The following is a 25748-nucleotide window of genomic DNA, read 5'->3' on the forward strand; positions in this document are numbered from 1 at the left end:
GGGGGTTTTCGGGGACCGACCGGCGATCCGTGACAAGCCTTTTACTCGGAGCCGGAGAGGGACTCCCATGGGACGATTCGACGGGCGGGAGGGACCGCTGCGGGTCCGGTACGAGCCGACGAGCGTGAAGGACCTGCTCGTGGAGATGAAAGACACCGCCGAGCTGTTGATCGACCTGTCGTACTCCGCGGTCCTCCACGGGAGCCCGACGATCGCCCACGAGGTCGTCGAGCTCGAACACCGGATGGACGTGCTCCAGATGCGCGCGCGAATGAGCCTCATGCTCGCGGCCCGGAGCCCGGACGAGGCCGAGACGCTGGCGCCGGTGCTCGGCGTGGTCGGCGCGGCCGACAAGATCTCCGACGCCGCCGGCGACATCGCCAAGATCGTCACCGAGGAGATCGGCCTCCCCGACGCGATGCGCGGCGCGCTCACCGAGGGCGTCGAGACGCTGGTCCGCGGCACCGTCTGGGCCGACTCCGCGTACGCGGGGCGGACGCTGAAGGACATCGACCTGGAGTCGAAGACGGGCGTGCGCGTCATCGCGATCCGGCGCGACGACGACTGGATCTTCAACCCCGGCCCGACGACCCGGATCGAAGTCGGCGACGTGACGCTCCTCCGCGGCCCCGAGACGGGGGTAACCGACGTGCACCCGACGCTGACCGGCGACCCGTTCGACCCGGACGAACCCCCGGAGCCCGCCATCGACGACTTGGAGCGCGCCGTCGACTCCATCGTGCTGATGAAGAACCTCTCGGAGCTGGCGGTCGATCTGGCGTACGGCTCGGTCCTCTTCGACAACGAGGCGCTCGCCGAGGAGGTGTCGAACCTGGAGATCGAAGTCGACGCGCTCCAGTCGCGGTTCGAGGCGTGGACGCTTCGGGCCGCCCGCGAGGCGGACGACCCCGTCTCGCTGCGCGGGCTGATCCACCTCGGCGTCGCGACCGAGGAGATCTCCGACGCCGCCCTGGAGATCACCGAGGGCGTCATGCGCGACATCGGCGTCCACCCGGTCGTGGAGATGGCGGTCCAGGAGTCCGACGAGATCATCACCCGGACCGTGATCGCCGAGGGGAGCGACCTCGAGGGCACTCGGATCGAAGACGGGATCCCCGCGACCGACATCTCGACCAGCGTCATCGCCATCCGCCGTCCCGACGAGGGATGGCTCGTCGGTCACGACATCGACACCACCCTCCGCGCCGGCGACGCCGTGCTCTCGAAGGGCACCCGCACCTCGGCCGAGGAGTTCGAGGCGCTCGCGGCGTGACGGCGCCCCGTATCGGCGACCCCGACCGGCTCGTCCGCGCGTACTACGACGCGCTCGACGCCGGGGAGTACGACCGGCTCGCGGCCCTGCTCGCCCCCGATTTCGTCCAGCAGCGCCCCGACCGCACCTTCGAGGGGCGCGACCGCTTCGTCGCGTTCATGCGCGACGAGCGCCCGATGACCGACACGAGCCACGCGGTCGACGCGGTGTACCCCGAGGGTCCCGGCGTCGCCGTCCAAGGGCGGCTACTGGACGCCGACGGCGACGAGCTCTTCGCGTTCGTGGACGTGTTCTCGGTCGCGGACGGGCGGCTCTCAGCGCTGGAGACGCACGCGGCGGCGGACGGCGAGTAGGGTTCAGTACGGTTCAGCGGGCCGGCTAGGACTCGTACTCGGCCCAGACGTAGCGCGTCCCGTAGCTCCGGTAGGGCCGCCACGCCTCGCCGATGTCGCGCATCTCCGCGCGGGTCAACTCTCCCCCGTCGTTGTACACCTGTTCGATCCCCTTTCGCACCGCGAGATCTCCCAGGGGGAGCACGTCCTCGCGACCTAACGCGGAGATGAGGTACATCCGCGCGGTCCACTCCCCCACGCCGCGGATCTCGGTGAGCGCGTCGACGACCGCCTCGTCGCTCGCGTCGGCGAGCCCCTCGCGCGTGAGATCGCGGTCGCCGTCGCGGAACGCCGCGGCGACGTTCCGCAGGTACTCGACCTTCGTGCCGCTGAGACCCGCCTCGCGGAGGTCGCTCTCGTCGGCCGCGAGCACCAGGTCGGGCGTCGGATCGGCGCCGAGAACGTCCACGAACCGCTCGTGGATGGCGGCCGCCGAGGCGGTCGAGAGCTGCTGGTTCACGATCGAGGTACAGAGGCGCGCGAACTCGTCGCCGGCGGGCTCGACCGCCAGCGGGCCGTGCCGGTCGATCAGCCGCGCCATCGTCGGGTCCTCGCGCAGGGTCGCCGCGACTCGCTCGTTCATCGGAGCGTGATTGGGCCCCGAGACGGGAGTGGGTTTCCCCCGGGAGACGCGCGCAGATAAACTTACAGCAAGTTTCTCGTTTGGAAGATGGAAACGTTCAACCATGACGGTTCCGACCCTTTCGGTATGCAACTCGAAGACGTCCAGCGCGTAACGGTCCTCGGCGCCGGAAACATGGGGCACGGCATCGCGGAGGTGGCCGCGCTCGCCGGCTACGACGTGGCCCTGCGGGACATCGAGGAGGAGTTCGTCCAAGACGGCTACGACCAGATCGAGTGGTCGCTCGGCAAGCTCGCCGAGAAGGACCGGATCGGCGACGAGGAGGCCGACGCCGCGCTCGACCGCGTGGAGACCTTCGTCGACCTCGAGGCGTCGCTCGCCGACGCCGACGTGGTGATCGAGGTCGTCCCCGAGAAGATGGCGATTAAAAAGGACGTGTACGACGAAGTGGTGGAGTACGCGCCAGAGGGCACCGTCTTCGTCACCAACACCTCCAGCCTCTCGATCACCGAGCTCTCGGAGGTCACCGACCGGCCGGAGCGCTTCTGCGGGATGCACTTTTTCAACCCGCCGGTGCGGATGGACCTGGTCGAGGTCATCTCCGGGAAACACACGTCCGAGGAGACGCTCGAACTGATCGAGGGGCTCGCCGAGTCGATGGGGAAGACCCCCGTCCGCGTCCGGAAGGACAGCCCCGGCTTCATCGTCAACCGCATCCTCGTCCCACTGATGAACGAGGCGGCGTGGATCGTCGAGTCCGGTGACGCCACGATGGAGGCGGTCGACTCCACGACGAAGTTCGACATGGGACTCCCGATGGGCTCCTTCGAGCTCGCCGACCAGGTCGGCATCGACGTGGGCTACCACGTCCTCGAGTACATGCACGAGGTGCTCGGCGAGGCGTACCGGCCCTGCCCGCTCCTCGTCGAGAAGGTTGAGGCGGAGGAGCTCGGCAAGAAGACCGGCTCGGGCTTCTACGACTACGAGAACGGCGACGGCGCCCAGATCCCCTCGGACGCGATCGACGCCGACGTCCGCAGGCGCCTGCTCGCCGTGATGGCCAACGAGGTCGCCGGGCTCGTCGGCAACGACGTGGCGGACGCGCCCGCGATCGACCGCGCGGTGATGCTCGGCGCCGGCTTCCCGGACGGGCCGGCGAAGCTCGCCGACGGCGAGGGGCTCGACACGCTCGTCGCCACCCTCGACGACCTCCACGAGGAGACGGGCGAGGCGCGCTACGAGGCGACCGACTCCCTCCGCGAGGCCGCCGAGGCGGGCGGCTTCCACGGCGGAGGCGAGGGCGCTGCGGGAGGCGACGGCGACGACGCGCTCGCCGCCTACGACACCCTCAACGTCGCCGTCGAGGACCGCGTCGGGCACGTCGAGATCGACCGCCCGCACCGGATGAACACGATCAGCGGCGAGCTACTCGACGAGCTCGCGGACGCGATCGACCGCCTCGACGCCGACGACGAGGTGCGCGCGATCCTGCTCTCCGGCGCCGGCGACCGCGCCTTCTCGGCCGGTGCCGACGTGCAGAGCATGGCCGCCGGCGGCGCCGAGCCGATCACCGCCGTCGAGCTCTCGCGACAGGGCCAGCAGACGTTCGGGAAGCTGGAGGCGTCGGACAAACCGGTCGTCGCCGCCATCGACGGCTACTGTCTCGGCGGCGGGATGGAGCTCGCGACCGCGGCCGACATGCGGATCGCCTCCGAGCGCTCCGAACTCGGCCAGCCCGAACTCGACCTCGGCCTGCTGCCGGGCTGGGGCGGCACCCAGCGGCTCGCCCGGATCGTCGGCGAGGGCCGCGCGAAGGAGATCATCCTCACCGCCGACCGCTACGACGCCGAGACGATGGCCGACTACGACTTCGTCAACGAGGTCGTGCCCGACGACGAGCTCGACGAGCGCGCCCGGGACCTGGCCGAACAGCTCGCCGGCGGCCCGCCGATCGCCCAGAAGTACACGAAGCGCGCGATCCACGCCGGCCGCACCGACGGCGAGGCGGGCCTCGAGGTGGAGGCGATGGGCTTCGGCCACGTGATGAACACCGACGACCTCATGGAGGGGATCACGGCGTTCATGGGCGATGGCGAGCCCGAGTTCGAAGGGAAGTAGGTCGCGGTCCGGGGCGGCCTACCCTTCCAGTCGCGCCGAGAAGAACGTCCAGCGCTCGTCGTCCCCGTTCTCCGGCGGGTCGCCGACGGGCCGCTCCGATTCGGCGGCGAACCCGGCGTCTCGGAGGTGGTCTCGCGTCGCCTCGACGCCCGCGATGTGCCACTGCATCTCGACGCCCGTGTCGAGCCAGTCAGGATTCGCCCCGCTCCACTCGTCCGGTCCCTCGGAGCAGAGCAGTCTGCCACCGTCGGCTAGTACCCGAGCGAACTCGTCGACGACTTCTCGGTGTTGCCCGCGCGGGACGTGGATCAGCGAGTGGTAGGCCGTCACCGCGTCGAAGGCGCCGTCGCGGAAGGGCAGCCTCACCATGTCCCCCTGCGCGAGCGCCGCGTCGGGGACGCGCTCCGCGGCCAGTTCCAGCTGCGCGCGGGAGATGTCCAACCCTGTCGCAGTCGCCGTCGCGGTCAGATCTCGGAGGACCGGTGTCCCCTGCCCGCAGCCGGCGTCGAGAATCCGCGCGGATTCGGAAAGGCCGTCGAGAAACTGAGAGAGGATCTCGCGTCCGCGACCGTCTTCGCTCCGGTCCGCGGCGTACGCCTCGGCGACGGCGTCGTACCCGCGGCGAACGGCGTCCTTGTCGACCATACCGAACCGGTACCGAGACGCGACCGTTCAAAATTTCGGTCGGAATCGCACGCGATCACTGAAACCGGCAGTTCACCTTTTTATACGTACCCTTCCTCGACGAGCAGCTCGCCGTTGAGCAGCGAGGCGCCCGCGGCGCCGCGGATCGTGTTGTGCGCGAGGCAGTTGTACTTCGCGCCGGCGTTCGTCGCCTGTACGCCCCCGGCGACGATGCCCATGCCGCCCGCGTAGGTGCGGTCGAGGCGGGGCTGCGGGCGCTCGGGCTCGTCGTCGCCGAACACCTTGATGAGCTGGTCGGGCGAGCTGGGGAGACTCCCGGCGCCCTCGAACGAGCGCATCGCCTCGCGGAGGTCCGCGGGCGAGGGGTCCTCGGCGAACTCGGCGAAGACGTTCTCGAGGTGGCCGTCGAGCGTCGGGATCCGGTTACAGGAGGCGGCCACGTCGGCGCCGTGGAGGCGGACCTCCGCGCCGTCGAACTCGCCGAGGAGCTTGCGCGACTCGGTCTCCATCTTCTCCTCCTCGCCGCCGATGTGCGGGATGGCGTTGTCGATGATCTCCATCGAGGTGACGCCGGAGTAGCCGGCGCCCGAGACGGCCTGCAGGGTGGAGACGCGGACGCTTTCGAGGCCGAACTCGTCGATCGCGGCGAGCGTGGGCACCATCGTGATCGTCGAGCAGTTCGGGTTCTTGACGAGCGCGCCGTCCCAGCCGCGCTCGTCGCGCTGGACCTCGATCAGGTCGAGGTGGTCGGGGTTGATCTCGGGGATGGTGAGGGGCACGTCCATCGCCATGCGGTCGTTCGAGGAGTTCGAGGAGACGACGTACCCGTCCTCTAAGAACGCCGGCTCGACCTCGGCCGCGACGCCCGAGGGGAGCGACGAGAAGAGGAGGTCCACGTCGTCGCCCGCGATCCCCGCGGGCGTCGTCTCCGCGACCTCCATCTCGGCGACGTCGTCCGGGATCGGGGTGTTCACGCGCCACTTGGCGGCCTCGCGGTACGTCTTCCCGGCGCTCTCGGAGCTCGCGGTGACGGCGGCGAGGTCGAAGGTCGGGTGGTCGTCGAGGAGCTGGATGAACCGCTGTCCCACGGCGCCTGTGGCGCCGAGGATACCGACTTGGACAGACATTGCGCGTGAGTCTGTCACAGGGACGTAAGTGCGTTCGGATACGCGCCGATTCCGCCGGCCGGTGGACGCGACACTTATATACTTCCTCGTGACAGTTGGTGTCATGACCGACTTCGGAGTACTGTCCGTCGCTCCGCCGCTGCTCGCCATCGCGCTGGCAATCGTCACCCGCAAGGCGATCCTCTCGCTGTTCCTCGGTATCTGGTCGGGGGCCGTGATCTACACGGGCGGGCTCGGGATCGTCCAGACGTTCGACTGGATCGTCGCGGCGATCATCGCCGACGACGGCTTCCAGGCGACGATCCTCGTGTTCACGCTGCTCCTCGGCTCGGGCGTGGCGATGGTGTGGAGCCTCGGCGGGACCTACGCCGTCCGCGACTGGGCGATCGAACGCCTCGACACGCAGCGAAAGGCGGGACTGGCGGCGTGGGTCCTCGGGCTGGTCCTCTTCTTCGACGACTACGCCAACACCGCCATCGTCGGCTCGGCGATGAAGGACGTCTCCGACCAGCTTCGGATCTCCCGCGAGAAGCTCTCGTACGTGGTCGACTCCACCGCCGCGCCCGTCGCCACGCTCGGCATCTCCTCGTGGGTCGCGTTCCAGCTGTCGCTTATCGACGACGGGTACGCGGAGGCGGGCGTCGCCGAGGCGAACCGGCCCAGCACCTTCGAGGTGTTCCTCTCCTCGATCCCGTTCAACATGTACGCGATCCTCGCGATCGCCATGGTCGCCATCGTCGTGCTGTGGGGCCGCGACTACGGCGAGATGCTGACGGCCGAACACCGGTCGTGGACGACCGGGCAGGTCACTCGCGAAGACGCGGAGCCGATGCAGGACGTGGCCGGCGAGCTGGGCGAGCCGCCGGCGTCGACGCCGCGGCTGATCAACTTCTTCGGGCCGGTCGCCGTCCTGATCGCCGTCACGATCGCCACGGCGTTCTGGTCGGGCGGGCTCGAGCCGGCGGGCTTTCTGACCGACCTCCTCGCGACCGAGTTCGGGAGCGCGGGCGACCGACTGTGGAGCGCGGTGATCGACGCCGACTTCGCGACCGCGCTGATGATCGGCGCGTTCGGCATGGTGCTGTCCGGGTTCCTGCTCGGGAAGGCCTACCAGATCTTCGGGTTCGGCGAGGCGACGGAGTACACGGTCGACGGGTTCGGGATCATGCTCACCGCGGTGTCGATCCTCGTGCTCGCGTGGGGGATCGGCGAGGTCATCTCCGCGCTCGAAACGGGCCAGTACGTCGCCGAGGCGACGGTCGGAACGGTCCCCGCGTCCGTCCTCCCGGCGCTCGTGATGGTCGTCGCCGGCTTCATCGCCTTCTCGACCGGGACCTCCTGGGGGACGATGGGGATCATGACCCCCATCGCGGTCCCCATCGCCTGGGAGATCACCGGCGGCGGCGCGGAGGGACACACCCTCGTCGCGGTCATGGTCGGCGTCATCTTCTCGGGGGCGATCTTCGGGGACCACAGTTCCCCGATCTCCGACACGACGGTGCTCTCCGCGACGTTCACCGGCGCTGACCTCGTCGACCACGTCCGCACCCAGATCTACTACGCGGTCACCGTCGGACTGGTCTCGGTGGCGCTGCTACTCGTGTGGGGATTCCTCGGGATCACGCCGTTCGTGCTGCTCCCGGTCGGCGTCCTGACGCTCGTCGCGCTCGTCTACCTCCTCTCCGAGTTCGACGCCGGGCGTCGCGGGATCGACCCCGTCTCGGTCTCGGAGCCGCAGACGGACGACGGGAAGCGCGTGGTCGTCGCCGGCGACGAGCAGGACGACTGAAGCGCCGAGCCCGACGGACCATTTAAAAGCGCGGGGGGGCTACTGCCGGGTGCGCGCCCTCAGTCCCCGCCCGAGTACTCCCCGATGGGAGCGATGACCGCGCGGAGAACCCAGGCGCGTGACATCCGGTCGCAGACGCGACCCGCCCGTCGCCGCGCAGGCGACCGCCCGCCACGAGGGTTTCCCGGTTGACGCGGCACGCCGCCGGAGATGAGACCGGTCGTTAGTGTCGCGGGCGACATTTCGAATTACCGGAGATACGTCTCTATCTCACCGACGACGGCACCTGTGAACTCGTCGGTTACCCGGCCCTGCCACGCTACTAGATCTTCGATCCGCGGCGAGTGGACCGCCCACGGGGAGACGTACGAATCGCGCGGAACACCGCCAACTTCCCACGCGTCGGAACTCAACGCAACCGAGTCATCGTACTCCTTGGTCGAGATGGCGACTCCAAGGAACTGCTCGTCGTCGAACGGGTGTGAACTGTTATTGACGATCAACCACGGACGCTGGCGGTCCTCGCCCAGCTTGAACGGGTCGGAACTCCGAACGACATCTCCTCGTTTCGGTTGCATCTATTACTCCCGTTCACTCGGATGGGGCTCGACTGGAGCGACGGTGTCCCAGTCGTCCGGATCGATGCCCCCATCCTCGCCGTCGAGTTTCTCCGTCGCTGTATGGAGATCGTACGCATCCTGAACACGGTTCAAATCCTCGGTTACCGCCCAGTATTCCCCTTTGTGTCGGACAAGATCGCGCTGTTTCAGCCGAGAGAGCGCGGTTCCGACCGTGTTCGGGTCTTCCTCGATTCCGGTCGCAATTTCTGAGCGGGTGAACGCCTTATCCCGATTCGTATATAGGTAGACGAGTACCTGCTCGGGAACGCTCGGACTATCCGGTAGCTTCCCTGTTTCGAATTCTTCGATACGGACGGGCATAGATCGTACTTAACGTGCTGGTGTAATGAATGTACTGCCGTACCGAAGTCACCGACGATCAAGACCGATCTACTTCCGCCAGCCCTACTAGTAGATTGTCGTCCGGGAGTGTCGAGGGCGACATTTCGACCGCTCGGTGAGGTGCATCGGTGAACGCGATCCGAGCGCGCGGCGATCCCGCCGGTGAGCGTGGTGTCGGGCTTTTAACCGGTACGCCTCCCACCTCGGTACATGACCGGCCAGATCGCGCTCCCGCAGTGGCTGACGAACCTCCTCTCGGCGTACAATCAGGTGCTGTCGGAGCTGTTCTGGTTCACCGTGGGGTTCGGCGTCGTCTACCTCGCGAGCCACTTCGCCGTCATCCCTCTGGCGACACGAGCCGTGAAGGCGCGCAATCGCAACAACCCCACGATCGAGACCGCGACGAAGACGTACCTCCGGGTGGCGATGATCGGGTTCGCGACCCTGACGGGGATCATCGCCGCCGGGTACGGACGGATACTCTCCGAGTCGGCGGTCATCATCGCGGCGCTCACGTTCGCCCTCGGAATCGCCGGACAGCAGGTGTTCGGGTCGCTCGTGAGCGGGATGTTCCTCGTCGCCGACCCGGACTTCAACGTCGGCGACTGGATCGAGTGGCCGGGCGGGAGCGGGACGGTCGAGGCGGTCGACTTCCGCGTCACCCGCATCCGGACGCCGGACCACGAGACGATCTCGGTCCCCAACACGGAGCTCACCGCCAACGCGATCACCCGCCCGTACGGTCGGGACCGGTATCGGCTCACGGAACAGGTGTACGTCGCCTACGACGAGGACACCGAGCGGGCTCTGCTGGAGCTACAGCAGGTCGTCACGACCCTGGACCCGGTGCTCGACGACCCGGCGCCGACCACGCGCATCGTCGAACTGGGAGAGAACGCGATCACGATACAGGCGGAGTTCTGGGCCGACGACCCGAGGAACAGAGACATCCTCACGATCCGCTCCGACTTCCGCCGACTGGTGAAGCGGCGCTTCGACGACGAGGGCATCACGCTCGCTCCGCCGTCCGCGCAGCTGCTCTCCGGAGCGGTCAGCGTGAGAGACGAGGCGGTCGATTCGTCGACCACGGGGGGCGAGTGACTGCGCGGCGGACGTTCGTCGAGACCCCGGCCACCGGCGGAGTCGGGAGGGCGACTCCGCCGGCGGGCGGCTAGTCGGAGTCCCGCAACACCAGCGGTCCGATCGCGAGCGTCCGCTTCGCGAGGGTGAGGACCCGGAGCAGGTAGGAGACGAAAAGCGAGAACGGGAGGAGCGTGACCGCGAACGCGCCCCCGACGACGAGCGTCACGTGGTCGACTCCGAGGGTGCGTCCCGGGAACGTCCCGGCGTCGACGACCGCGAGCGTGAGGCCCGCGACGACCAGCGCCGGCACCGCGGCGTAGAGGATCAGGCGCGAGAGGTCGATCAGCGCCCACTGGAAGTACAGCGTCTTCACGTGCTCGCGGGCGGGACCGAACAGTGACAGCGACTCCTTCAGCTCCCCGAGCAGATCGCGCTCGGCGTCGGTGAGCGACTCGTCGTGGTCGGCGGCGACGCGCTCGGCCCGGCCGATCTTCGGGCCGTAGTCGAAGTCGAGGGCGGCGAACACCACGTCGAAGGAGCCGAACTCCGCGCCGTCGAGCTGGCCGCGCACGTCGTCGGCGTTCTCAACGACGCTCACGGAGAGCTCGTCGACGTCCTCCCGGAAGGCGGTCTCGCCGCGTTCGACGCCGGCGCGCTCGCGGACAGACTCATTGAGATCCCGAGCGCGGCGGGCCGCGGCTCCGAGGATTGCGTCGAGCAGCGCCGCGGGGTCCGTGGGCGTCGGCGATCCGGTCAGCTCCGCGATGGTGTCTCGGACCGCGAGCGTGTCGTTCATGCGCTCCTGCTGGTCACCGAGCGGGCCGTTCTCTTGCGTGAGCACGACTTGGCCGATCGTGACGACGAGCGTCGTTCCCGTGACGATCACCGTGATCATCGACGCGAACATCGTCTCGATCGGGTCGCTCGACCCGACTTTCTCGGCGAGAGACGGCGAGAAGGCGACCGCCACAGCGACGAACGCGACGAAGACGGCGATCGTCAGGACGCCCGCGACGACGAGCCGGTTCGCGCGCAACAGCAGCCAGAGCTTCGCCCGGTTCTCGCCGGCGCGCTCTCGCATCGTGTCGGCGGTGCTCGCGTCGCTGTCGGCGTCGTCGGCGTCGGCGTTGTCGTCCGCGCTCGACGCCGGCTCCGGGTTCCCGCTCATCGCGGCTCGACGGTCACCGCGAGGTCGTCGACGTAGTGCGTCGCGTCCGCCTCCCAGATCACCGCCGTGCCGACGCTGAGGTGGAGGGTGTCCGTCGACAGCTCCGGAGTGGTCCACTCGAAGGCGTACTCGCGCCAGCCGTCGGCGAGCCACAGCGCGTCGCGGAGCCCGCCGTACGGCGTCTCGCCGAGGTCGGTGGTGTTGAGCCCCGGCTGCGGGAAGTCCTCCTCCGTCTCGGGCGGCTCCGGACCGAGACGCATCAGGGCGTGTCGGATGGTGTTGAACGACTCCGACTCGCTCCAGAACTGGCCGGTCACCTCGATCCGGTACGACTCCCCGGCGTCGACGGCTATCGGGTGAGTGGCCCAGGTGACGCCGTCGTCGTAGTCGCCCTGGTTCCAGATCCGGAGCGAGCCGTCGCCCGAGGCCGCCTCCTCCTCGGAGACGGACGCCTCCCAGTCGAACTCGTCGAGGTCTACCTCGGGACCGATCGCGGCGCCGAACGCCCAGTCGCCGACGCCGTCCTCGAACCCCTCCTCGAAGGTCAGCCCGTCGTCTTCGCCGCCCGTACACCCCGCGAGCGCGGCGAGGCCGACCGCGCCGATCCCGGCGCTCCTCCGGAGCAGACCGCGCCGCCTCACGGCGTCTCACGTCCGTTCATAACGGGCCTCACGACGCCCGACCGACACATAAGTACACGGTGCGTTACCGGGGCGGACCGAGCGAATGCGGTCCCGAGATCGTTTTTAATATCACCGTTCGAGAACGATCAGGGGCATGCTCGGCGCGTCGACCGCCCAGTTCGCGATCGTCGCGCTCACCGTCCTCGGCCTGTGGATCGGCGCCCGCGCGCTCGTCGATTCGACGGTGCGGATCGCCCGGCGGTTCGGCGTCAGCGAGCTTACGATCGGCGGGACGATCGTCGCGGCGGGGACCTCGACACCGGAGCTCGCCGTTCCGCTGGTCGCCATGCGAGAGAGCCACGTGGGGATGTCCGTAGGCAGCCTCGTCGGCGGTAACCGTGTTCAATGTGCTCGGTATCCTCGGGATCGCGGCGCTGATACGGCCGCTCGCGGTCGGCGGCGCGGCGATCGAGACGCTCCTCTGGCTGGCGGTCCTCACGGTGGTGATGGTCGCGGCGCTGTGGTCGGGGTCGTTCGCTCCCCGCTCGTCGGACCGACACCCGAACCGTTATCGGACGGGACGTGAAGGATGTAGCCGTCGAACGATGGATCTCGTCTTTCTCGCGCACGTCGCCGTCTTCGCGCTCTCGGCGGTCGTGTGCCTCGCCGCCCTTCCGCGAGCCGCTCGCGTCGGACACCCGGAGACTCGCGAGGGACTGATGGGGCTCCTCCTCACGTCCGCCGTCTGGGCGGGCGGCTACGTGGGGTACCTCGTCGCGCCCGGCGAGGCGCTCAAGACGGCGTCGTATATCGTGGGCTTCATTTTCGCGCTGCTCGCGGTGGGCGCGTGGCTCTACTTCTGTGCCGCCTACACCGGCCGCTCGCCGCGACGCGCCCCGTACAGACGGCTCGTCGTCGGCGTCTTCGCGGCGACGAGCCTGCTGAAGGCGACCAACCCCCTCCACGAGCTCTACTTCACGACGGCGTGGGTCTCCGAGCCGTTTCCGTACCTCGCGATCCGGCACGAGCTGCTCTACTGGGCGGTCCTCGGGCTCTCGTACGCGGTTATCGCGGTCGGCTTCTTCATGCTGCTCGAGCAGTTCTACTACGCCGGCGCCGACAGTCGACCGCTCGTCGGACTCGTCGCCGTCACGGCGATTCCGACGGCCGCGACGGTGTTCGGCGGGGAGCTGTCGTGGCTCCTCCCGCTGATGTACGAGCCCCCGGGGGTCGCGCTGTTCGCGGTCGGGACGCTGTTCGTCTACGTCCAGCGGTTCGAGACGATCCGATTCGCGGCGGAGAGCGACGACGCGGCGATCTTCTTGGACCAGGCCGGACGCGTCCGCGATTACAACCGGACCGCGCGCCTCCTGTTTCCCGCGCTCCGCGGCGCGGTCGGCGAGCCGCTCGACGCCGTGCTCCCGCAGATCGCCGTCGATAGCGACGATGACGGGGTGATCGCGATCGAGGGCCCGGCACGAGACCGGATCGATTCGGCAGATCGGATCGATTCGGCAGATCGGATCGATTCGGCAGACGGGACCGATGCGACAGATCGGACCGGTGCGCTGGAGGGTGCCGGCGAGGCGCGCGATTCGACCGGGACGGTCCGGTTCTTCCACGTCTCCCGAAACGCGTTCACCGCCGGCGGCGCGACCTCCGGGGAGCTGCTCACGATCGACGACATCACCGACCGGGAGCGGTACCGAATCCAACTGGAAGAGCGGACCGAGCAGCTGGAGGCGCTGAACCGCGTGGTCCGCCACGACATCCGCAACGACATGGCCGTGATCCACGGCTGGACCGAGACCCTCCGCGACCACGTCGACGAGGAGGGGCGGGACGCGCTCGAGCGCGTGCTCCGGAAGTCCGCGCACGTCATCGAGCTCACCGAGACGGCCCGCGAGTTCGTCGACTCGCTCGCCGGAGACGCGGTGCTCGACGTGAAGCCGGTCGACCTCGGCGACGTGGTGACCGCCGAGGTCCGCACCGCGCGCGACACCTTCCCGAACGCGACGTTCCGCGTGCCGGATGACCCGCCCCGAGCGACCGTCCTCGCGAACGAGATGCTCGCGTCCGTGTTCCGGAACCTCCTGAACAACGCGGTCCAGCACAACGACACCGCCGCCCCCGAGGTGACGGTCACCTTCGAGGCGGCCGACGACCGGGTCCGCGTCCGCGTCGCCGACGACGGACCGGGCGTCCCCGACGCGGAGAAGACGGAGCTGTTCGGGAAAGGCGAGAAGGGGCTCGACAGCGCCGGCACCGGGATCGGGCTCTACCTCGTCTCGGTCCTGACCCGACAGTTCGGTGGAGACGTGTGGATCGAAGACAACGAGCCGCGCGGCGCCGTCTTCGTCGTGGAACTCGCGCGAGCGGAGGCGAGCGACCGAGCGGTCGACGGCGACGCCGCCGTCGGAGCACTCGGTGGCGACGCCTCGGGATAACTCGCTCGCGCGGGCCGAACGGTGGTCTCGGTAGTCGGTCAACTGACGTTGTGACAGGTATGCTTCGGACGGTTTTGGAACCACCCGGATACCCGCCTTTTTGACTTGAGACATATGGTTCTCGTTGTGTTGAGAACCGGTGAAAACGCCACACGGCGACGCCGTGTAGGTCCGGGTGCGAGAATCGAACCCGCGTCTCAGCCTCCACAAGGCTGAAGGATAGTCCACTACCCTAACCCGGACACGCGTCGATATCTATCCCGCTTTGATAAATAACCGTTACGACTCCCGGACGGCCGTGCGGTGCGGTGACGTTCCGGTCTCGACGCCCGTTCGGCGGACGCAGGGGTCACACCGGGTCCGCTCCGACGACCACGCGGTTTTTACTCCCGGCCGGCGTATCCGCGGGCAACCGTGGCGTTCACCGACAAGATCTACGTGAAGAACCACCGGCAGCTCGCCTCCCAGCTGGAGACGAACATCCCGAAGGGCGCGTTCGCCGGCGCGACGCTCGACATGCTGTTCACCGGCGACGGGCTCTCGAAGCTCGACTCGACGACGCGGGACCGGATCCTGGACTTCGCGGAGGACTTCCTCGACTGCGACTGTCAGGCGAACCCCTACTGCGGCTGCCCGGAGGAGAAGTTCATGCGGTACGTGTTGGAGCTCCGGGCCGAGGGGCTCGGCCCGCAGGCGATCGTCGACGTGATGAGCGACGACTACATGGTGTACGCGTACACCGGCGACGTGCTCTCGTTCCTCGACGACTCCGTGCGGCAGCTGGAGGCGATCGAGACCCTCGCCGACGTCGAGAACAACGAGGAGATGTCCGAGCGGGCGCGGCGAGCGAAGCGGGAGCTGTCCGGGTGAGGATTGGAAATCGATGGTGTCGGTGTCGCGGAGGACGGTTTTGTCGTGCCGATCGTATATTTATAAGGGGGCGTTGGTGTCGGCGGAGCAGTGACGACGATCGCCGGTGTTCTGCTCGATCGCTTATAAACAGCTAACCGCAATCTGGTCGTGAACGCCTCCAAAGCCCAGCTGGTCGCTTATAAATCGCTGTTGATGGATCGGCGGTAAAGGCTTCCAAAGCCCCAGCCGTTCTCGGCTCCCACAGCTCGCTGCGGTCCTCGGTCGCTACGCTCCCTGCAGTCCTTGCGTCGCTGGGGTTCGCCGAGAACGGCTGCCCCTTTGAGTCCCACCCCGCACAGCACCGCAGCCTCACGCCTCCCCAGCCTCGTCGGTGGTCCTTCGCTTCGCTCCGGACCACCGACTCCCTCGCGCGTGCTCCTCGCGGGCCGATGGCCCGCTCGGAGGCGCGCGCCACCGCCGTTTATTTATAAGGCTAAACCGCTTCTGGCCGTCCTCGATCCGTTCGCTGTCGTTCCCATCCGCGTGGAGCGTCCGAACGGTCTAAGTGCGCTCGCGCCCGAACTCGAACAATGAGTCTTCGGCCCGCGTGGCTGACCTTCAGGCGATACGCGGCGGCGACGACGGGGATGACGCTGGCGCTGTTCGCGCTCGGCGTCTACACCGCGGCGACCGGCTCGGGACTGGCGTGTCAGGCCCAGTGGCCGCTCTGCTCCGACCAGCTCATCCCCGCATTGACCGTCAACCCGGACTTCATCGAGTGGTTCCACCGCGTGTGGGCGATGGTCACCGGCTTCCTCATCATCGGCGTCGCCGGCTGGGCGTGGCTCGACGGCCGAGACCGGCGAACCCGTCTGGCGGCGACGCTCGCGGTGGTCATCCTCCCGCTGCAGATCACCGTCGGCGCGGTCACCGTCACCGTCGGCGGGCTCGTCCCGGGCGGTTACACCGTCTCGACGCACGCCGCCCACCTGATCGTCGCGCTGGCGATATTCACGCTGCTCGGATTCGCGACGATCTGGGGCGGCGGCCGTGGCTCCCCGCGGCTGCTCCGGGCCGCGGTGGGGATCGCCGCGGTGGGGATCGTCGCCAGCGCGGTGTTCTCCCGCGCGGTCCCGTTCGTCACCTACTCGCCGGGCGCGCAGGCCGGCTTCTACGCGACCGGACTCGCCGGCCACCTCGGACTCGTGGCGACCGTGGCGTACGCCACCGAGGCCGTCCGAACCGGCTACGCGGGACTCGACCGGTCGACCGCGAAGACCGTCCGCCTGCTCGCCGCCGGATCGATGGCCGCGCTCGTCGGAACCCTGCTTCTCGGCCGCGATCTGGTGTTGTACACCGCGTTCTGGCAGCGGCTCAACCTCGTCGCGCTCGGCGTCGCCGCCGCGCTCGCGATCGGCGCCGCGTGGGCGATCAGAGGTCTCGGCGCGGAGGGGACGACGGCGGGGCCGGTCCGCGGCGACTGATCGGATCGCTGCCGACACGTTCTCACTGCGCCGAAACGGGTCACCGCGTCGAAGCAGACGGTACGCGTCGAGGACCGCGCGGCGGTCCCCGGGCTCGGCATCGAGCGGGGGCAGTGAGGGGAGTCACTCCTCGAACTCGGTGACGACCTCCACACCGTTCTCCCCGTACTCGCCCATCGCCGCGATCCTGTCCGAGGCCTCCGACAGCGATAGTTCCCGGGCGACGAGCGCTCCGGGATCGATATCGGTCGCCTCGATCAGGTCGAACAGGTCGTCGTAGCTGGTCGGGGGCATCCCGCGCGAGCCGACGAACGACACCTCCCAGCGGGTCATCCAGTCGGTCGGCAGCGACACCTCGCCGCGCTCGGCCTCGGTGGTCAGCCCCACCTGCACGTGGGTCCCGCGCGGGCGCACGGACCGGACCGAGTTGCGGCACGTCTCGGCGATTCCGAGCGCGTCGACCGAGACGTGGACTCCGCCGTCGGTGAGGGTCCGAATCCGGTCCGGAACCGCCGTCTCGTCGCCACCGAGGTCGTTCGGATTCACGGCCTCGTCGGCGCCCAGGTCGCGGGCGAACGAGAGGGCGTCGTCGTCCACGTCGACGGCGACGACCCGGGCGCCGAGCGCGTCGCCCAGCTGGACCGCCGAGAGCCCGACGCCGCCGCAGCCGTGGACGGCCAGCCGCTCGCCGCCGCCGAGGTCGGCCCGCTCCGCGAGGGCGTGGTAGGCCGTCATGTACCGACAACCGAGCGCGGCCGCCGCGGTCGCGTCGAGCCACGGCGGGCGCTCGACGAGGTTGTAGTCGGCGTCCGGGACGGCGACGCGCTCGGCGAACGCGCCGGGGGAGTCGGACTCGAAGCCGAGCGCTCGTCCGTCGCCGCAGACGTTTCCGTGGCCTCGACGGCACCGCGGGCAGGTACCGTCGCCGAGTGAGAAGGGGACGACGACGCGGTCGCCCGGGGCGAACCGATCGACGGCGTCGCCGACGGCGACGACCTCGCCGGCGGGCTCGTGGCCGAGCACCTGCCCGCGGGGGACGCGGTCGTCGGCCCACTCGCCGTGACCCGCCCACGCGTGCCAGTCGCTCCGACAGACGCCGCAGGCGGCCACGCGGACCACGGCGCCGTCGCGGTCGGGTTCCGGCTCGGGGACCTCGCGGATGGCCAACGGTTCGCCGTGTTCGCGGAGGATCGCCGCGCGCATACGAGCCCCACGGTCCGCCGGGGATTAAAACCGCGTCCGGGTCCGTTGTGGCGTCTGACACGTGGTATATAAATGATACGATTTTGAACGAACGTTGGCCACTCACGTTTGTATTCGCCCGTAGTACGCTTTTTTAACGCTTTTGAGACGCATATTATGTAACTCAGGCAACGTGAAGAACGATAATGGAACTGATATTTGAGAAAGATTTATTATTCCACGGTAAGGTGTGTGTGATGTGACACAGCCGATGGAGCGTCGACCGGGAGTCGCGTATCGGCGCCCGGACGGCGACCCGACGCGGCTCGTCGTCGAGGCCGCCGGCGAGTCGCGGCTGGACCCCGAGTCGCTGCCGCGGTCCGACTGGCTCCGCGTCGTCGAGTCCGCCGACAGGGACCGCCTCCGCGACGCGCTCGACGAGGGCGCGGTCGACGTGACGTACCGGCTCGCGGTCGACGGCGACCCCGAGTGGGTACACGAGCGCGGCGCCCGCGACGAGAGCGGCGACGTCGTCGGCTATCTCTTCCCCGCCGACGACCGGGTCGAGCGCCGCAGACAGCTCGAACAGCAGCGGGAGCGGTTAGAGGAGTTCGCCAGCGTGGTCTCTCACGACCTCCGGAATCCCCTCTCCGTCGCGGTCGGGAACATCGAACTGGCTCGGGACTTCGACGGCGAGGCGGCCGCCGAGCGGTTGGACCGCGCGCACGGCGCCCTCGACTACATGGACGACCTCATCTCGGACCTCCTCGCGCTCGCTCGCGAGGGCCGATCGGTCGAGGAGACCGCGACGGCGGACCTCCGGAGCGTCGTCGACCGGGCGTGGCGGACGATCGGCACCCCCGAAGGCGTCGTCCTGGTCGTCGACGACCCCCTGCCGCCGGTCGAGTGCGACCGGAGCCGACTCCGACAGGCCCTGGAGAACCTCTTTCGCAACGCGGTCGAGCACGGGGCGCCGGACGCCGTCTCCGTCGCTGCCGTGGAACGGGACGCCGGGGGACCGACCGACAGCATCGACCCCGAGACGTTCGGGGGGAGCGAAACCGATCGCTCCGGCTCCGAGGGACCCGCTCTCGAGACGGGAAGTGCGGACTCCGGGACCGTGACCGACCCCGACCCGTCGCTCCGAGTGTTCGTGGGCCGGCAGCCGGACGGGTTCTACGTCGCCGACGACGGCGGGGGGATCGACCCGTCGGAACGCGACGCCGTCTTCGACCCGGGTCACTCGAGCGACAGGGACGGGACGGGGTTCGGGCTCTCCATCGTCGAGCGCATCGCGGAGGCCCACGGCTGGGAGGTGTCGGTGACCGAGAGCCGGGCGGGGGGCGCCCGGTTCGAGTTTACCGGGGTCGACCTCGTCGAGGCCGAGGGAGCCGAGGCCGAGGGAGCCGAGGCCGCCGACGCCGCGCCGAGCGAGTCCGACGCCGCCTCCGAGTCGGGCGAGGTCGGTTCCCGCGGCGAATCGGAAACGGCGCCGGGCGAGTGAGCGCCGCGGCGCCGAGCGAGCGGATCCGGCGGCCGCCTCCGGTCAGATGAAGTCGCTCAGTCCCGCCTGTCCGTCGTCACCGTCGGCGTCGTCTTCGCCGTCTTCGGTCCCCTCGCCGCCGCTTCCGTCGTCAACCGTCGTTCCGCCCGTGTCGCCAGCAGCGCCGGTGTCGCCGGCGCCGTCCGACGGATCGGGCTCGTCGCCCCCGCGACGGCCGCCCGCGAACGCGCCCTCGGCGTGGTCCTCCATCCGCTCCTCGCGGAGCGCCTGCGCGTCCTCGACGACCGATCCAACCTTGTTCGTCGACTCCCCGGAGCCGGTGACGAAGGCGACGCCCGCCTCGTCGAGGTCGTAGGCGGCCGCCATCGCGACCGTCAGCTCGCGTGGCTTGCAGTGGTGGGTGACCGTCTGCAGGAACGGGAGCACCTCGCGGCGCGCGGTCGCGACGCTGCAGCCGCTCGCGGCCGCGATCCGTCCGACCACTTCGTCGGCGGTCGCGTCCGAGGACGACCAGAACTGGGGCCGGCCGTAGCGCGTCCACCCGCCCTTCTCGCCGTCGCGCGCGGCGGCGACGCCGGCGGCGGCGTTGTCGGTGGCGTAGCGCCAGTAGGTGTAGTTCTGGGTGGCCCGAACGCGACCCAGCCACACGTCGGCGTTCGCGAGGAAGTCGTACGCGCGGACCGCCTCCATCGGCTCGTACACGTCGAGGACGTTGTTCTCGATCCACTTCGTCAGGTCGTCCGGCGTCTCGTCGACGGCGTACGCCGACTGCAGCGCCTCCTCGGCGGACTCCTCTTTGAGGACCGCGTCGAGGAACGGGAACAGGCCGAGCGCCTTGTCGCGGTCGCCGGTGACCACGTCCTCGACCGCGATCGAGTCACGGCCCTCCGTGGCGGCCTGCAGGTCGTTGATCGCGCCGCGGAGGTCGCCGCGGTTGCGCTCCGCGATCCGCTCCAGCGCGTCCGACTCGAACTCGATCCCCTCCTTCCGACAGACGTCCCGGAGGACGGGGACGATGGAGCGCGCCGAGACGTCGCGGAACTCGATCTCCTCGGTGGCGTTGCGGAGCCCGCGCGCCATGTCGTAGTAGTCGTTGGCGATGAGAACGATGGGCTGGCCCGACTCCTTGACCAGCTCCGTGATCGCCGAGGCTCCCCCGCGGTCGTAGTTGCCGTGGATGTTGTCGGCCTCGTCTAAGATCACGAGCTGGCGAGAGGCCGTGTCGCCGCCGGTCGCGCCGCCGCCCGCCGCGCTCCCCCCGAGGGTGGCGTTGCGCGCGGCCCGCCCCGCGAAGCGCTCGATGACGTCGGCGGTGCGCTGGTCGGAGGCGTTCAGCTCGACCGTCTCCCACCCCATGTCGTTCGCGAGCGCGTGGGCCGCGCTCGTCTTCCCGACGCCCGGGCTCCCGTGGAGGACGACGGCCTCGCGGTGGTCGTCCCACGAGCGCGCCCACTCCGCGAACGCGTCGCGGGCCTTGTCGTTGCCGCGGACCTCCGAGAGGGTGCTCGGGCGGTACTTCTCCGTCCAGTCGACCATTACCGGAGCAAGGAACGAGCCGCGTTTAGTGGTTGCGGAGCGTTACTCTTCGCTCAACCCTTTCAGGTCGAGTTGCGGAGCGAACCCCTCGTACCCTCGTCGCTGGAGACGATGGTGTCGCCGTCGGATTCGACGAGATGAAGCGCGTCGAAGGGTGTGAACCCGTGGTCTTCGACGTACGTCGCCGCCGCAACAACGGTATCCACGTCGCCGCGAACGTCGACGAGACTCGCGGCGTTCGTCACCACCCGCTCGGTGTCGCGTTCCTCGCGGTAGGCGACCAGTAAGAGTTCGATGAGAGTGAACTGCGACGTCCACAGTTCGTCTCGATCGTTTCGATACACCGTCTCGGCCGCCTCGCCTAACCAGTCTTCATCCTTGATGAGTGCGAGTAGGAAGTCGGTCTCGGCGTACATTCAGCGCCCGGCCTCGTCTACCGCCGCTTCGCGCGCCCGTTCCCGGAGTTCATCGGCCGTTTTCTCGACGTCGGCGAACTCGTCTCGAAGCGCGTCGAGAGGGTCGTCCGCGACCGGAATCAGCTTGATTCCGTCGTGAAGTTCGACGATGTGATACTGATCTCCATGCTGCTCTCGAATCTCTTTCGGGAGCGTCAGACGCCCCCGGTCGTCGAGCGTCACATCGGACATGCTGTATCGTACGGTGGGTACAATAAAAAGAGTTCCCCGGGATCATCTATCTACCCATCACGTCATCTCGACTCGTGCCTCATCTCGACTCGTGCCTCGTCTGTCGGGGACGAGCGGTGTCGCCGGTACACGCGGGATACACGCGATCTGGCCGACTGCTCCGCCTAATCGGTCATTGCCGGACCCAGGAGCGAGCCGCGTGTAGTGGTTGCGGAGCGTTACTCAGCGAGCCGCCCCGACGCGTCACCGCCTTCGGGCCCTCAGTCGGCCGCGACGACCGCCTCGTCGTCGAGCGCGGGTCGGCCGACCAGACGGTCGAACGAGAGCGGGCCGGACCCGAGCGTGAAGACGGCCGACGCCATGCCGAACAGCGCGACGTGGGCGAGGACGGGGTCGTCCGGGAGGCCGAACAGCGTCGTCGTGAACAACACGAACGAGAGCGCGGCCGCGCCGCGGGTGAAGAACCCGGCGATGAGCGCGAGTCCCACCGCGATTTCGGCCACGCCGGCGCCGACGACCCACAGCCCCGGGTCGACGGGAACGACCGACGTGAGGTCGTACTTCTCGACGACGAGCAACGCCCTGCCGGGGTCCGCGAGCTTCTCGATGAGCCCGAGGTACACGAACGTGACTCCCATCCCGACGCGGAGGACGGTCGGGACGTACCGGCGCAGCGGGGCCGTGGACGAGTCGAGGAACGACTTCAGGTGGTGGACGGGATCGATCCGGCCGTAGTACGACCCCGGTGTGCTCGCGACCGCCAGCAGCATGTCGTCGGCGCTCGGCCGACCCCCGCCGAGGATCACGAGCGCGATCAGCACCGGGACGTACTCCATCGCGATGACGGCGGCGGCGTCGACCGAGAGGACGACCCACGCGTACGTCAGCAGGCCGATCGTCGCGGCGATCCGCGTCGCGAGCCCGAAGAGGACGAAGAAGCCGAGCCCGATGAACAACACCCGCAGGAGCGGGCTCGCCCCGGTATCGAACGTGAGCGTCGGCGCGAAGAGGTACCCCTGAAACCCGGCGCCGACGAGCGGGAGCCCGATGGCGAGCCGCAGCATCCACGGGACGAGGTCGGCGTAGCCGGCGAGCTTCTCGCGGAGGACGACCACGTCGGTGATCGTCGGTCGCACCCAGAGGTACGCGGCGAGCCCGGCGACCGTGACGAGTCCGCCGCCCGCGAACACCGCGGCGTTCAGCGGGTCCGACAACACCTCGACGGTGAACGCCACCGCGTCGAGCGGGTCTCCCGTGTCTTCGGTGACGTAATCGACGTGAGCCGCGACCGGCCGCGCGACGAGCGTCGCGAACAGGGCGATCGCGGCAACGGCGACTGGCCGAGAGCGCACAGACATACCGTCCCTATGGACCGGACGTACCTAACGGTGTTTCCTCATGGACATTCGGGAGAAACGCTGAACCGTTCGATATCTCCGTATCGTCGACCAACGAGACCGGTGGGCCGGGGAGGGAGGCCTCCGCCGTGGGAGGCCGCCGCAACGGCGGCTAAGCTGGCCGGTTTCAGACGTTTCGTGTAAAATTTCGTATGGGACCGCTGAGCGGCCGTCATACGGGCTATTCGACCCGCTTANGCGGCTAAGCTGGCCGGTTTCAGACGTTTCGTGTAAAATTTCGTATGGGACCGCTGAGCGGCCGTCATACGGGCTATTCGACCCGCTTATCGCTTCGTTTATCATTGTAAATCCTCGAACTGACTGCGTCGGTTTTCCAAGCGCTTCATCTCCGCACTGAAGTCGTAGTGTTGCCTCACGGTCTCCGGCGTCGCGTCGACCCGCTCGGCCACGTCCTCGACCGAGATCCCCTGCTCCCGCATGTTGGAGATCGCCCCCGTCCGGATGCGGTGGGGAGCGTGCGTCGACGGACAACCGCTCTCGTGGCCGTGCGTCAGGAACTCGCAATCGTCCGGATCCCGGTCGTGCGGACAGTCGCCGACCAGGCACGGCTGCGTCATCCGGTACATCCACCGACGAACGCTCGCATCCGTCGGGCGACCTTGGACCGTCGTGACGAGCGGCTCGCGTCCCGCATCGTCCGTCACTCCGACCCTCTTCGTCTCGATGTAGTCCCGGAGTACCTGCACCTCCTCGTCGGTCAGCGAGACGACGCGCTCGCTCTTCAGGTGGTTCTTGAGCCGGGTCCCCGTCCCCGGGCGACTCACCATGTAGAGGTGCGGGCCGATCTCGTCCGGGAGGTTCTCCGGCTCCTCGCCGATCTCCCGCAGGCGATCCTCGTCGATCTCGCCGTCGAGCGAGAGGTCTCGCACGTCGATAGCGCGGAGATCGCTGTACCTGAACGCGAACCGCCACATCAGCAGCATGACGACGTGGTTGCGACTCGCGTACTCGTACCGCTCCAGAAACGCGAGGATCTTCCGAGCCCGGGCCGGGGAGATCTTCTCGGTGTTCGTCTGCTCGTCGGCCGTCGCCGACGGCTTGAGCAGCTGCACCTTGTCCGGCATCTCCGGTTCGGTCGCTTCGATCGCGACCAGGAACTCGAAGAACTTCTTGATCGTCCCGAACTCGTTGTTCAGCGTCGTCTTGTTACACGACTGCTGCCGATGGGCGAGAAACTCCTGTAGCATCCGCCCGTCCACATCGTTGATGTTCAGCACGTCCTCCGCTTCGAGCCACCGCACCAGCCGCATCAGCCGGTCGTTGTAGGTCCTGATCGTCTGCTCCGTGCTGTCCATCTCGCGCTTCGAGACGAAGCGCTCGACAGCCGTCCGCGGCGGTATCGGCCGGAGCCCGTCACCGCTCTCGGTTCCGAGGCTCATGACCCCTGCATCCCCGTTGCGACGTGATCCGAAGACCGGCTCCCGCAGTTCGGACAGGAGTTCCCGTTGACGAACCGGTCGACGAGACGGTCGCAGTTGCTACAGCGCCAGAGCTTCCGGCTCACGGCGCGACCACCTCGCCCGTCCGGAAGGACTCGGGAGCGATCCCCGCTCGCTGGCGGGCGATGTCGACCGCGGCGTCGTCGGTCGCGACGACGCTCACGTCGACCTCCTCGCGGAAGACGTGGTCTCCCGCGCGAAGTTCGACCTCGACGCGCCGGCTCACGCGTCGGCCTCCGGGGCGTCGGAGCCCGCCAGCTCGTCGTAGTCGAGATCGCGGAGTTCGTCGACGACCCACCCGGCGTCGCCCGGTAGGTTCCGGGCGAGTCGGTGGACATCGTAGTCGGCGACGACCGCGCCGGGCGTCATCACCGCGTAGAGCAGTTGCGGCGAGTGGTAGCCCGCCGGCTCGAGTTCCGAGTCGGCATCGGGTTCGAGGCGCTCGACGCCGACCGTGTACGCGGTCACCTCGCCGTCCGCGATGCGGGTGAACCTCACGCTTCACCCCACGGGTCGAACTCCGCGGGCTCCTCGGACTCGGCGGCGAGTAGCTCCTCGATCTCGGCGGCTCCGTCGTCTTCCTCCAGCGACGCGGCGAGTACGCGGAGCGCCTCCGCAGGCGTCTCGCCCGAACACGGGAGTTCGAGGCCGGGAGCGTCAACGCTCCATTTCGTCTCGATGTCGTTGTCGAAGTCCTCGCCGCGCGTCTGGTAGGTCTCCAGCGTCAGATTCGCGACCCGGTCGTCGAACCCGGGCATCAGGCGTCACCTCCGGCGACCCACCGATCGCGGCGGTCGAGGGCGTCGCGGGCGGCCTCCGTGAGCGCGTAGTCGTTCGTCCGGTTGTCGCGCTCGCCCTTCTCGACGAGCCCCTTGTCGACGAGCTGGTCGAGGTTCGGGTAGAGCCGCCCGTGGTTCACGTCGATCCCGTAGTACGCCTCGAGGCCGGCTCGGATCGAGGTTCCCTTCTGGTGATCCTCGTGGTCGAGCAGTCGGAGAATGTCCCGCTGGAACGCGGTGAGATCGGCGACAGCGCCCGTCCCGTCGATCTCGGGCGTCTCGCCGTGCGCCGCGCTACTCATCGCGCACCTCCCGCAGATCGCTCTGGAGGTCGCCGAACGCGTCCGCGCACTCTCTGCAGAGCGCGCCGCCGAACGACGCGTCGTAGCCGTCCGCCGACGCCTCGCACAGCCCGCAGCCGCCGTCGTTGTTCCCGCTCGGTTCGCCGATCGTCGCGCAGGGCTTAAGCCCCGCAGTTGCCTTCGTTCGCATGGTTCTGTGGTTTCAGCACAGAACCCGACCCGGTCGGGTGTCTCAGCACCGCGACCGGGATCCTACACTTTCTCACTAGCCGAGGGTTCGTCACTCGGGCTCCGTATCTACACCATTATACTGACTGTTCATAAATGTACTGCTCGATAGAATATGCTAGTTTAGGAAATATCTAACCCATATACTACTTTAGTATCGATACCCG

Annotated in this window: 28 protein-coding genes, 1 tRNA gene and 1 pseudogene; 10 read left to right on the forward strand and 20 right to left on the reverse strand. The window is 68.5% G+C overall.

The features are described 5' to 3' along the window. The first annotated feature begins 67 nt into the window (after positions 1-67). Both C469_RS15600 and C469_RS15605 read left to right on the forward strand, forming a co-directional pair. Positions 68-1273, forward strand: coding sequence for a potassium channel family protein (locus C469_RS15600; RefSeq protein ID WP_008008333.1), 1206 nt, complete (start codon positions 68-70; stop codon positions 1271-1273). Further along, entirely contained in the window at positions 1270-1626 is a 357-nt protein-coding gene (locus tag C469_RS15605; RefSeq protein WP_008008335.1) for a nuclear transport factor 2 family protein, read from the forward strand. Before C469_RS15600 ends, C469_RS15605 begins: the two co-directional genes overlap by 4 nt. 25 nt (positions 1627-1651) lie before the next feature. On the opposite strand, the gene C469_RS15610 is transcribed toward C469_RS15605, so the two are convergent. After that, on the reverse strand, positions 1652-2248 hold the full coding sequence (locus C469_RS15610; protein ID WP_008008337.1) for a DNA-3-methyladenine glycosylase family protein: 597 nt from the start codon (positions 2246-2248) through the stop codon (positions 1652-1654). A 126-nt stretch (positions 2249-2374) separates the two neighbouring features. Between C469_RS15610 and C469_RS15615 the strand changes: the two genes are divergently transcribed. Then, positions 2375-4366: a 3-hydroxyacyl-CoA dehydrogenase/enoyl-CoA hydratase family protein gene (locus C469_RS15615; protein ID WP_008008338.1), complete on the forward strand. Its 1992-nt coding sequence runs from the start codon at positions 2375-2377 to the stop codon at positions 4364-4366. Positions 4367-4384: 18 nt separating this feature from the next. Here C469_RS15615 and C469_RS15620 read toward each other — a convergent pair whose 3' ends face one another. Both C469_RS15620 and asd read right to left on the reverse strand, forming a co-directional pair. Continuing rightward, positions 4385-5011: a class I SAM-dependent methyltransferase gene (locus C469_RS15620; protein ID WP_008008341.1), complete on the reverse strand. Its 627-nt coding sequence runs from the start codon at positions 5009-5011 to the stop codon at positions 4385-4387. A gap of 80 nt (positions 5012-5091) precedes the next feature. Beyond that, positions 5092-6138, reverse strand: coding sequence for an aspartate-semialdehyde dehydrogenase (asd, locus tag C469_RS15625; protein WP_008008342.1), 1047 nt, complete (start codon positions 6136-6138; stop codon positions 5092-5094). A gap of 103 nt (positions 6139-6241) precedes the next feature. Here asd and C469_RS15630 point away from each other — a divergent pair, with 103 nt between their 5' ends. Further along, complete coding sequence (locus C469_RS15630; RefSeq protein ID WP_008008344.1) at positions 6242-7927, forward strand: Na+/H+ antiporter NhaC family protein; 1686 nt, start codon at positions 6242-6244, stop codon at positions 7925-7927. Positions 7928-8175: 248 nt separating this feature from the next. Here C469_RS15630 and C469_RS15635 read toward each other — a convergent pair whose 3' ends face one another. Together C469_RS15635 and C469_RS16520 are read right to left on the reverse strand one after the other, a co-directional pair. Beyond that, positions 8176-8505 carry a hypothetical protein gene (locus C469_RS15635; RefSeq protein WP_008008346.1) on the reverse strand — a complete coding sequence of 110 codons (330 nt, stop codon included), beginning with the start codon at positions 8503-8505 and terminating at the stop codon, positions 8176-8178. A gap of 3 nt (positions 8506-8508) precedes the next feature. Then, positions 8509-8868, reverse strand: a complete 360-nt coding sequence (locus C469_RS16520; protein ID WP_082230167.1) for a hypothetical protein — start codon at positions 8866-8868, stop codon at positions 8509-8511. A 231-nt stretch (positions 8869-9099) separates the two neighbouring features. Between C469_RS16520 and C469_RS15645 the strand changes: the two genes are divergently transcribed. Beyond that, positions 9100-9990 (forward strand): mechanosensitive ion channel family protein, encoded by an 891-nt coding sequence (locus C469_RS15645; RefSeq protein ID WP_008008350.1) that lies wholly within the window; start codon positions 9100-9102, stop codon positions 9988-9990. 70 nt (positions 9991-10060) lie between these two features. Here the strand turns inward: C469_RS15645 and C469_RS15650 are convergent, their stop codons facing one another. Both C469_RS15650 and C469_RS15655 read right to left on the reverse strand, forming a co-directional pair. Next, complete coding sequence (locus C469_RS15650; protein ID WP_008008352.1) at positions 10061-11140, reverse strand: hypothetical protein; 1080 nt, start codon at positions 11138-11140, stop codon at positions 10061-10063. After that, positions 11137-11781: a hypothetical protein gene (locus C469_RS15655; protein ID WP_008008355.1), complete on the reverse strand. Its 645-nt coding sequence runs from the start codon at positions 11779-11781 to the stop codon at positions 11137-11139. The genes C469_RS15650 and C469_RS15655 overlap by 4 nt, the downstream gene beginning before the upstream one ends. Before the next feature lie 136 nt (positions 11782-11917). Between C469_RS15655 and C469_RS16525 the strand changes: the two genes are divergently transcribed. After that, positions 11918-12349, forward strand: a complete 432-nt coding sequence (locus tag C469_RS16525) for a hypothetical protein (protein ID WP_241430040.1) — start codon at positions 11918-11920, stop codon at positions 12347-12349. A 19-nt stretch (positions 12350-12368) separates the two neighbouring features. Beyond that, on the forward strand, positions 12369-14210 hold the full coding sequence (locus C469_RS15665) for a sensor histidine kinase (protein WP_049911491.1): 1842 nt from the start codon (positions 12369-12371) through the stop codon (positions 14208-14210). Positions 14211-14379: 169 nt separating this feature from the next. On the opposite strand, the gene C469_RS15670 is transcribed toward C469_RS15665, so the two are convergent. Beyond that, positions 14380-14452, reverse strand: a tRNA-His gene (locus C469_RS15670). A gap of 172 nt (positions 14453-14624) precedes the next feature. Here C469_RS15670 and C469_RS15675 point away from each other — a divergent pair. Beyond that, positions 14625-15080, forward strand: a complete 456-nt coding sequence (locus tag C469_RS15675) for a DUF5814 domain-containing protein (RefSeq protein WP_008008360.1) — start codon at positions 14625-14627, stop codon at positions 15078-15080. A gap of 572 nt (positions 15081-15652) precedes the next feature. Continuing rightward, a complete protein-coding gene (locus C469_RS15680) occupies positions 15653-16546 on the forward strand; it encodes a COX15/CtaA family protein (protein WP_241430041.1) in 894 nt (297 codons plus the stop codon). A gap of 123 nt (positions 16547-16669) precedes the next feature. On the opposite strand, the gene C469_RS15685 is transcribed toward C469_RS15680, so the two are convergent. Beyond that, positions 16670-17749, reverse strand: a complete 1080-nt coding sequence (locus C469_RS15685; protein ID WP_008008362.1) for a zinc-dependent alcohol dehydrogenase family protein — start codon at positions 17747-17749, stop codon at positions 16670-16672. 250 nt (positions 17750-17999) lie between these two features. Between C469_RS15685 and C469_RS15690 the strand changes: the two genes are divergently transcribed. Further along, entirely contained in the window at positions 18000-19232 is a 1233-nt protein-coding gene (locus C469_RS15690; protein WP_008008363.1) for a sensor histidine kinase, read from the forward strand. Positions 19233-19274: 42 nt separating this feature from the next. Here C469_RS15690 and C469_RS15695 read toward each other — a convergent pair whose 3' ends face one another. The 11 genes and pseudogenes from C469_RS15695 to C469_RS15735 all read right to left on the reverse strand — a co-directional run bounded on the left by C469_RS15695 (position 19275) and on the right by C469_RS15735 (position 25543). Continuing rightward, a complete protein-coding gene (locus C469_RS15695) occupies positions 19275-20768 on the reverse strand; it encodes a replication factor C large subunit (protein ID WP_008008364.1) in 1494 nt (497 codons plus the stop codon). A gap of 42 nt (positions 20769-20810) precedes the next feature. After that, a pseudogene (locus C469_RS15700) lies at positions 20811-21184 on the reverse strand (PIN domain-containing protein). After that, the gene (locus C469_RS15705; RefSeq protein WP_008008366.1) at positions 21185-21415 is read right to left on the reverse strand and encodes an AbrB/MazE/SpoVT family DNA-binding domain-containing protein; all 231 of its coding nucleotides are present in this window, start codon (positions 21413-21415) and stop codon (positions 21185-21187) included. It abuts the pseudogene before it with no gap. 260 nt (positions 21416-21675) lie between these two features. Then, positions 21676-22773 carry a DoxX family protein gene (locus C469_RS15710; protein WP_008008367.1) on the reverse strand — a complete coding sequence of 366 codons (1098 nt, stop codon included), beginning with the start codon at positions 22771-22773 and terminating at the stop codon, positions 21676-21678. 338 nt (positions 22774-23111) lie between these two features. Next, the gene (locus C469_RS15715; protein WP_008008368.1) at positions 23112-24212 is read right to left on the reverse strand and encodes a tyrosine-type recombinase/integrase; all 1101 of its coding nucleotides are present in this window, start codon (positions 24210-24212) and stop codon (positions 23112-23114) included. After that, positions 24209-24337: a hypothetical protein gene (locus C469_RS17655; RefSeq protein WP_261797451.1), complete on the reverse strand. Its 129-nt coding sequence runs from the start codon at positions 24335-24337 to the stop codon at positions 24209-24211. The genes C469_RS15715 and C469_RS17655 overlap by 4 nt, the downstream gene beginning before the upstream one ends. Next, positions 24334-24498: a hypothetical protein gene (locus C469_RS17075; protein ID WP_160163073.1), complete on the reverse strand. Its 165-nt coding sequence runs from the start codon at positions 24496-24498 to the stop codon at positions 24334-24336. Before C469_RS17075 ends, C469_RS17655 begins: the two co-directional genes overlap by 4 nt. Continuing rightward, positions 24495-24770, reverse strand: a complete 276-nt coding sequence (locus C469_RS15720) for a hypothetical protein (RefSeq protein WP_008008369.1) — start codon at positions 24768-24770, stop codon at positions 24495-24497. Before C469_RS15720 ends, C469_RS17075 begins: the two co-directional genes overlap by 4 nt. Then, the gene (locus C469_RS15725) at positions 24767-25030 is read right to left on the reverse strand and encodes a hypothetical protein (RefSeq protein ID WP_008008370.1); all 264 of its coding nucleotides are present in this window, start codon (positions 25028-25030) and stop codon (positions 24767-24769) included. The genes C469_RS15720 and C469_RS15725 overlap by 4 nt, the downstream gene beginning before the upstream one ends. Then, on the reverse strand, positions 25030-25353 hold the full coding sequence (locus C469_RS15730; protein ID WP_008008371.1) for a helix-turn-helix transcriptional regulator: 324 nt from the start codon (positions 25351-25353) through the stop codon (positions 25030-25032). Before C469_RS15730 ends, C469_RS15725 begins: the two co-directional genes overlap by 1 nt. Next, complete coding sequence (locus C469_RS15735; RefSeq protein WP_008008372.1) at positions 25346-25543, reverse strand: hypothetical protein; 198 nt, start codon at positions 25541-25543, stop codon at positions 25346-25348. Before C469_RS15735 ends, C469_RS15730 begins: the two co-directional genes overlap by 8 nt. Positions 25544-25748: the final 205 nt, after the last annotated feature.

The organism is Halorubrum lipolyticum DSM 21995, assembly GCF_000337375.1.
GTDB lineage: Archaea > Halobacteriota > Halobacteria > Halobacteriales > Haloferacaceae > Halorubrum > Halorubrum lipolyticum.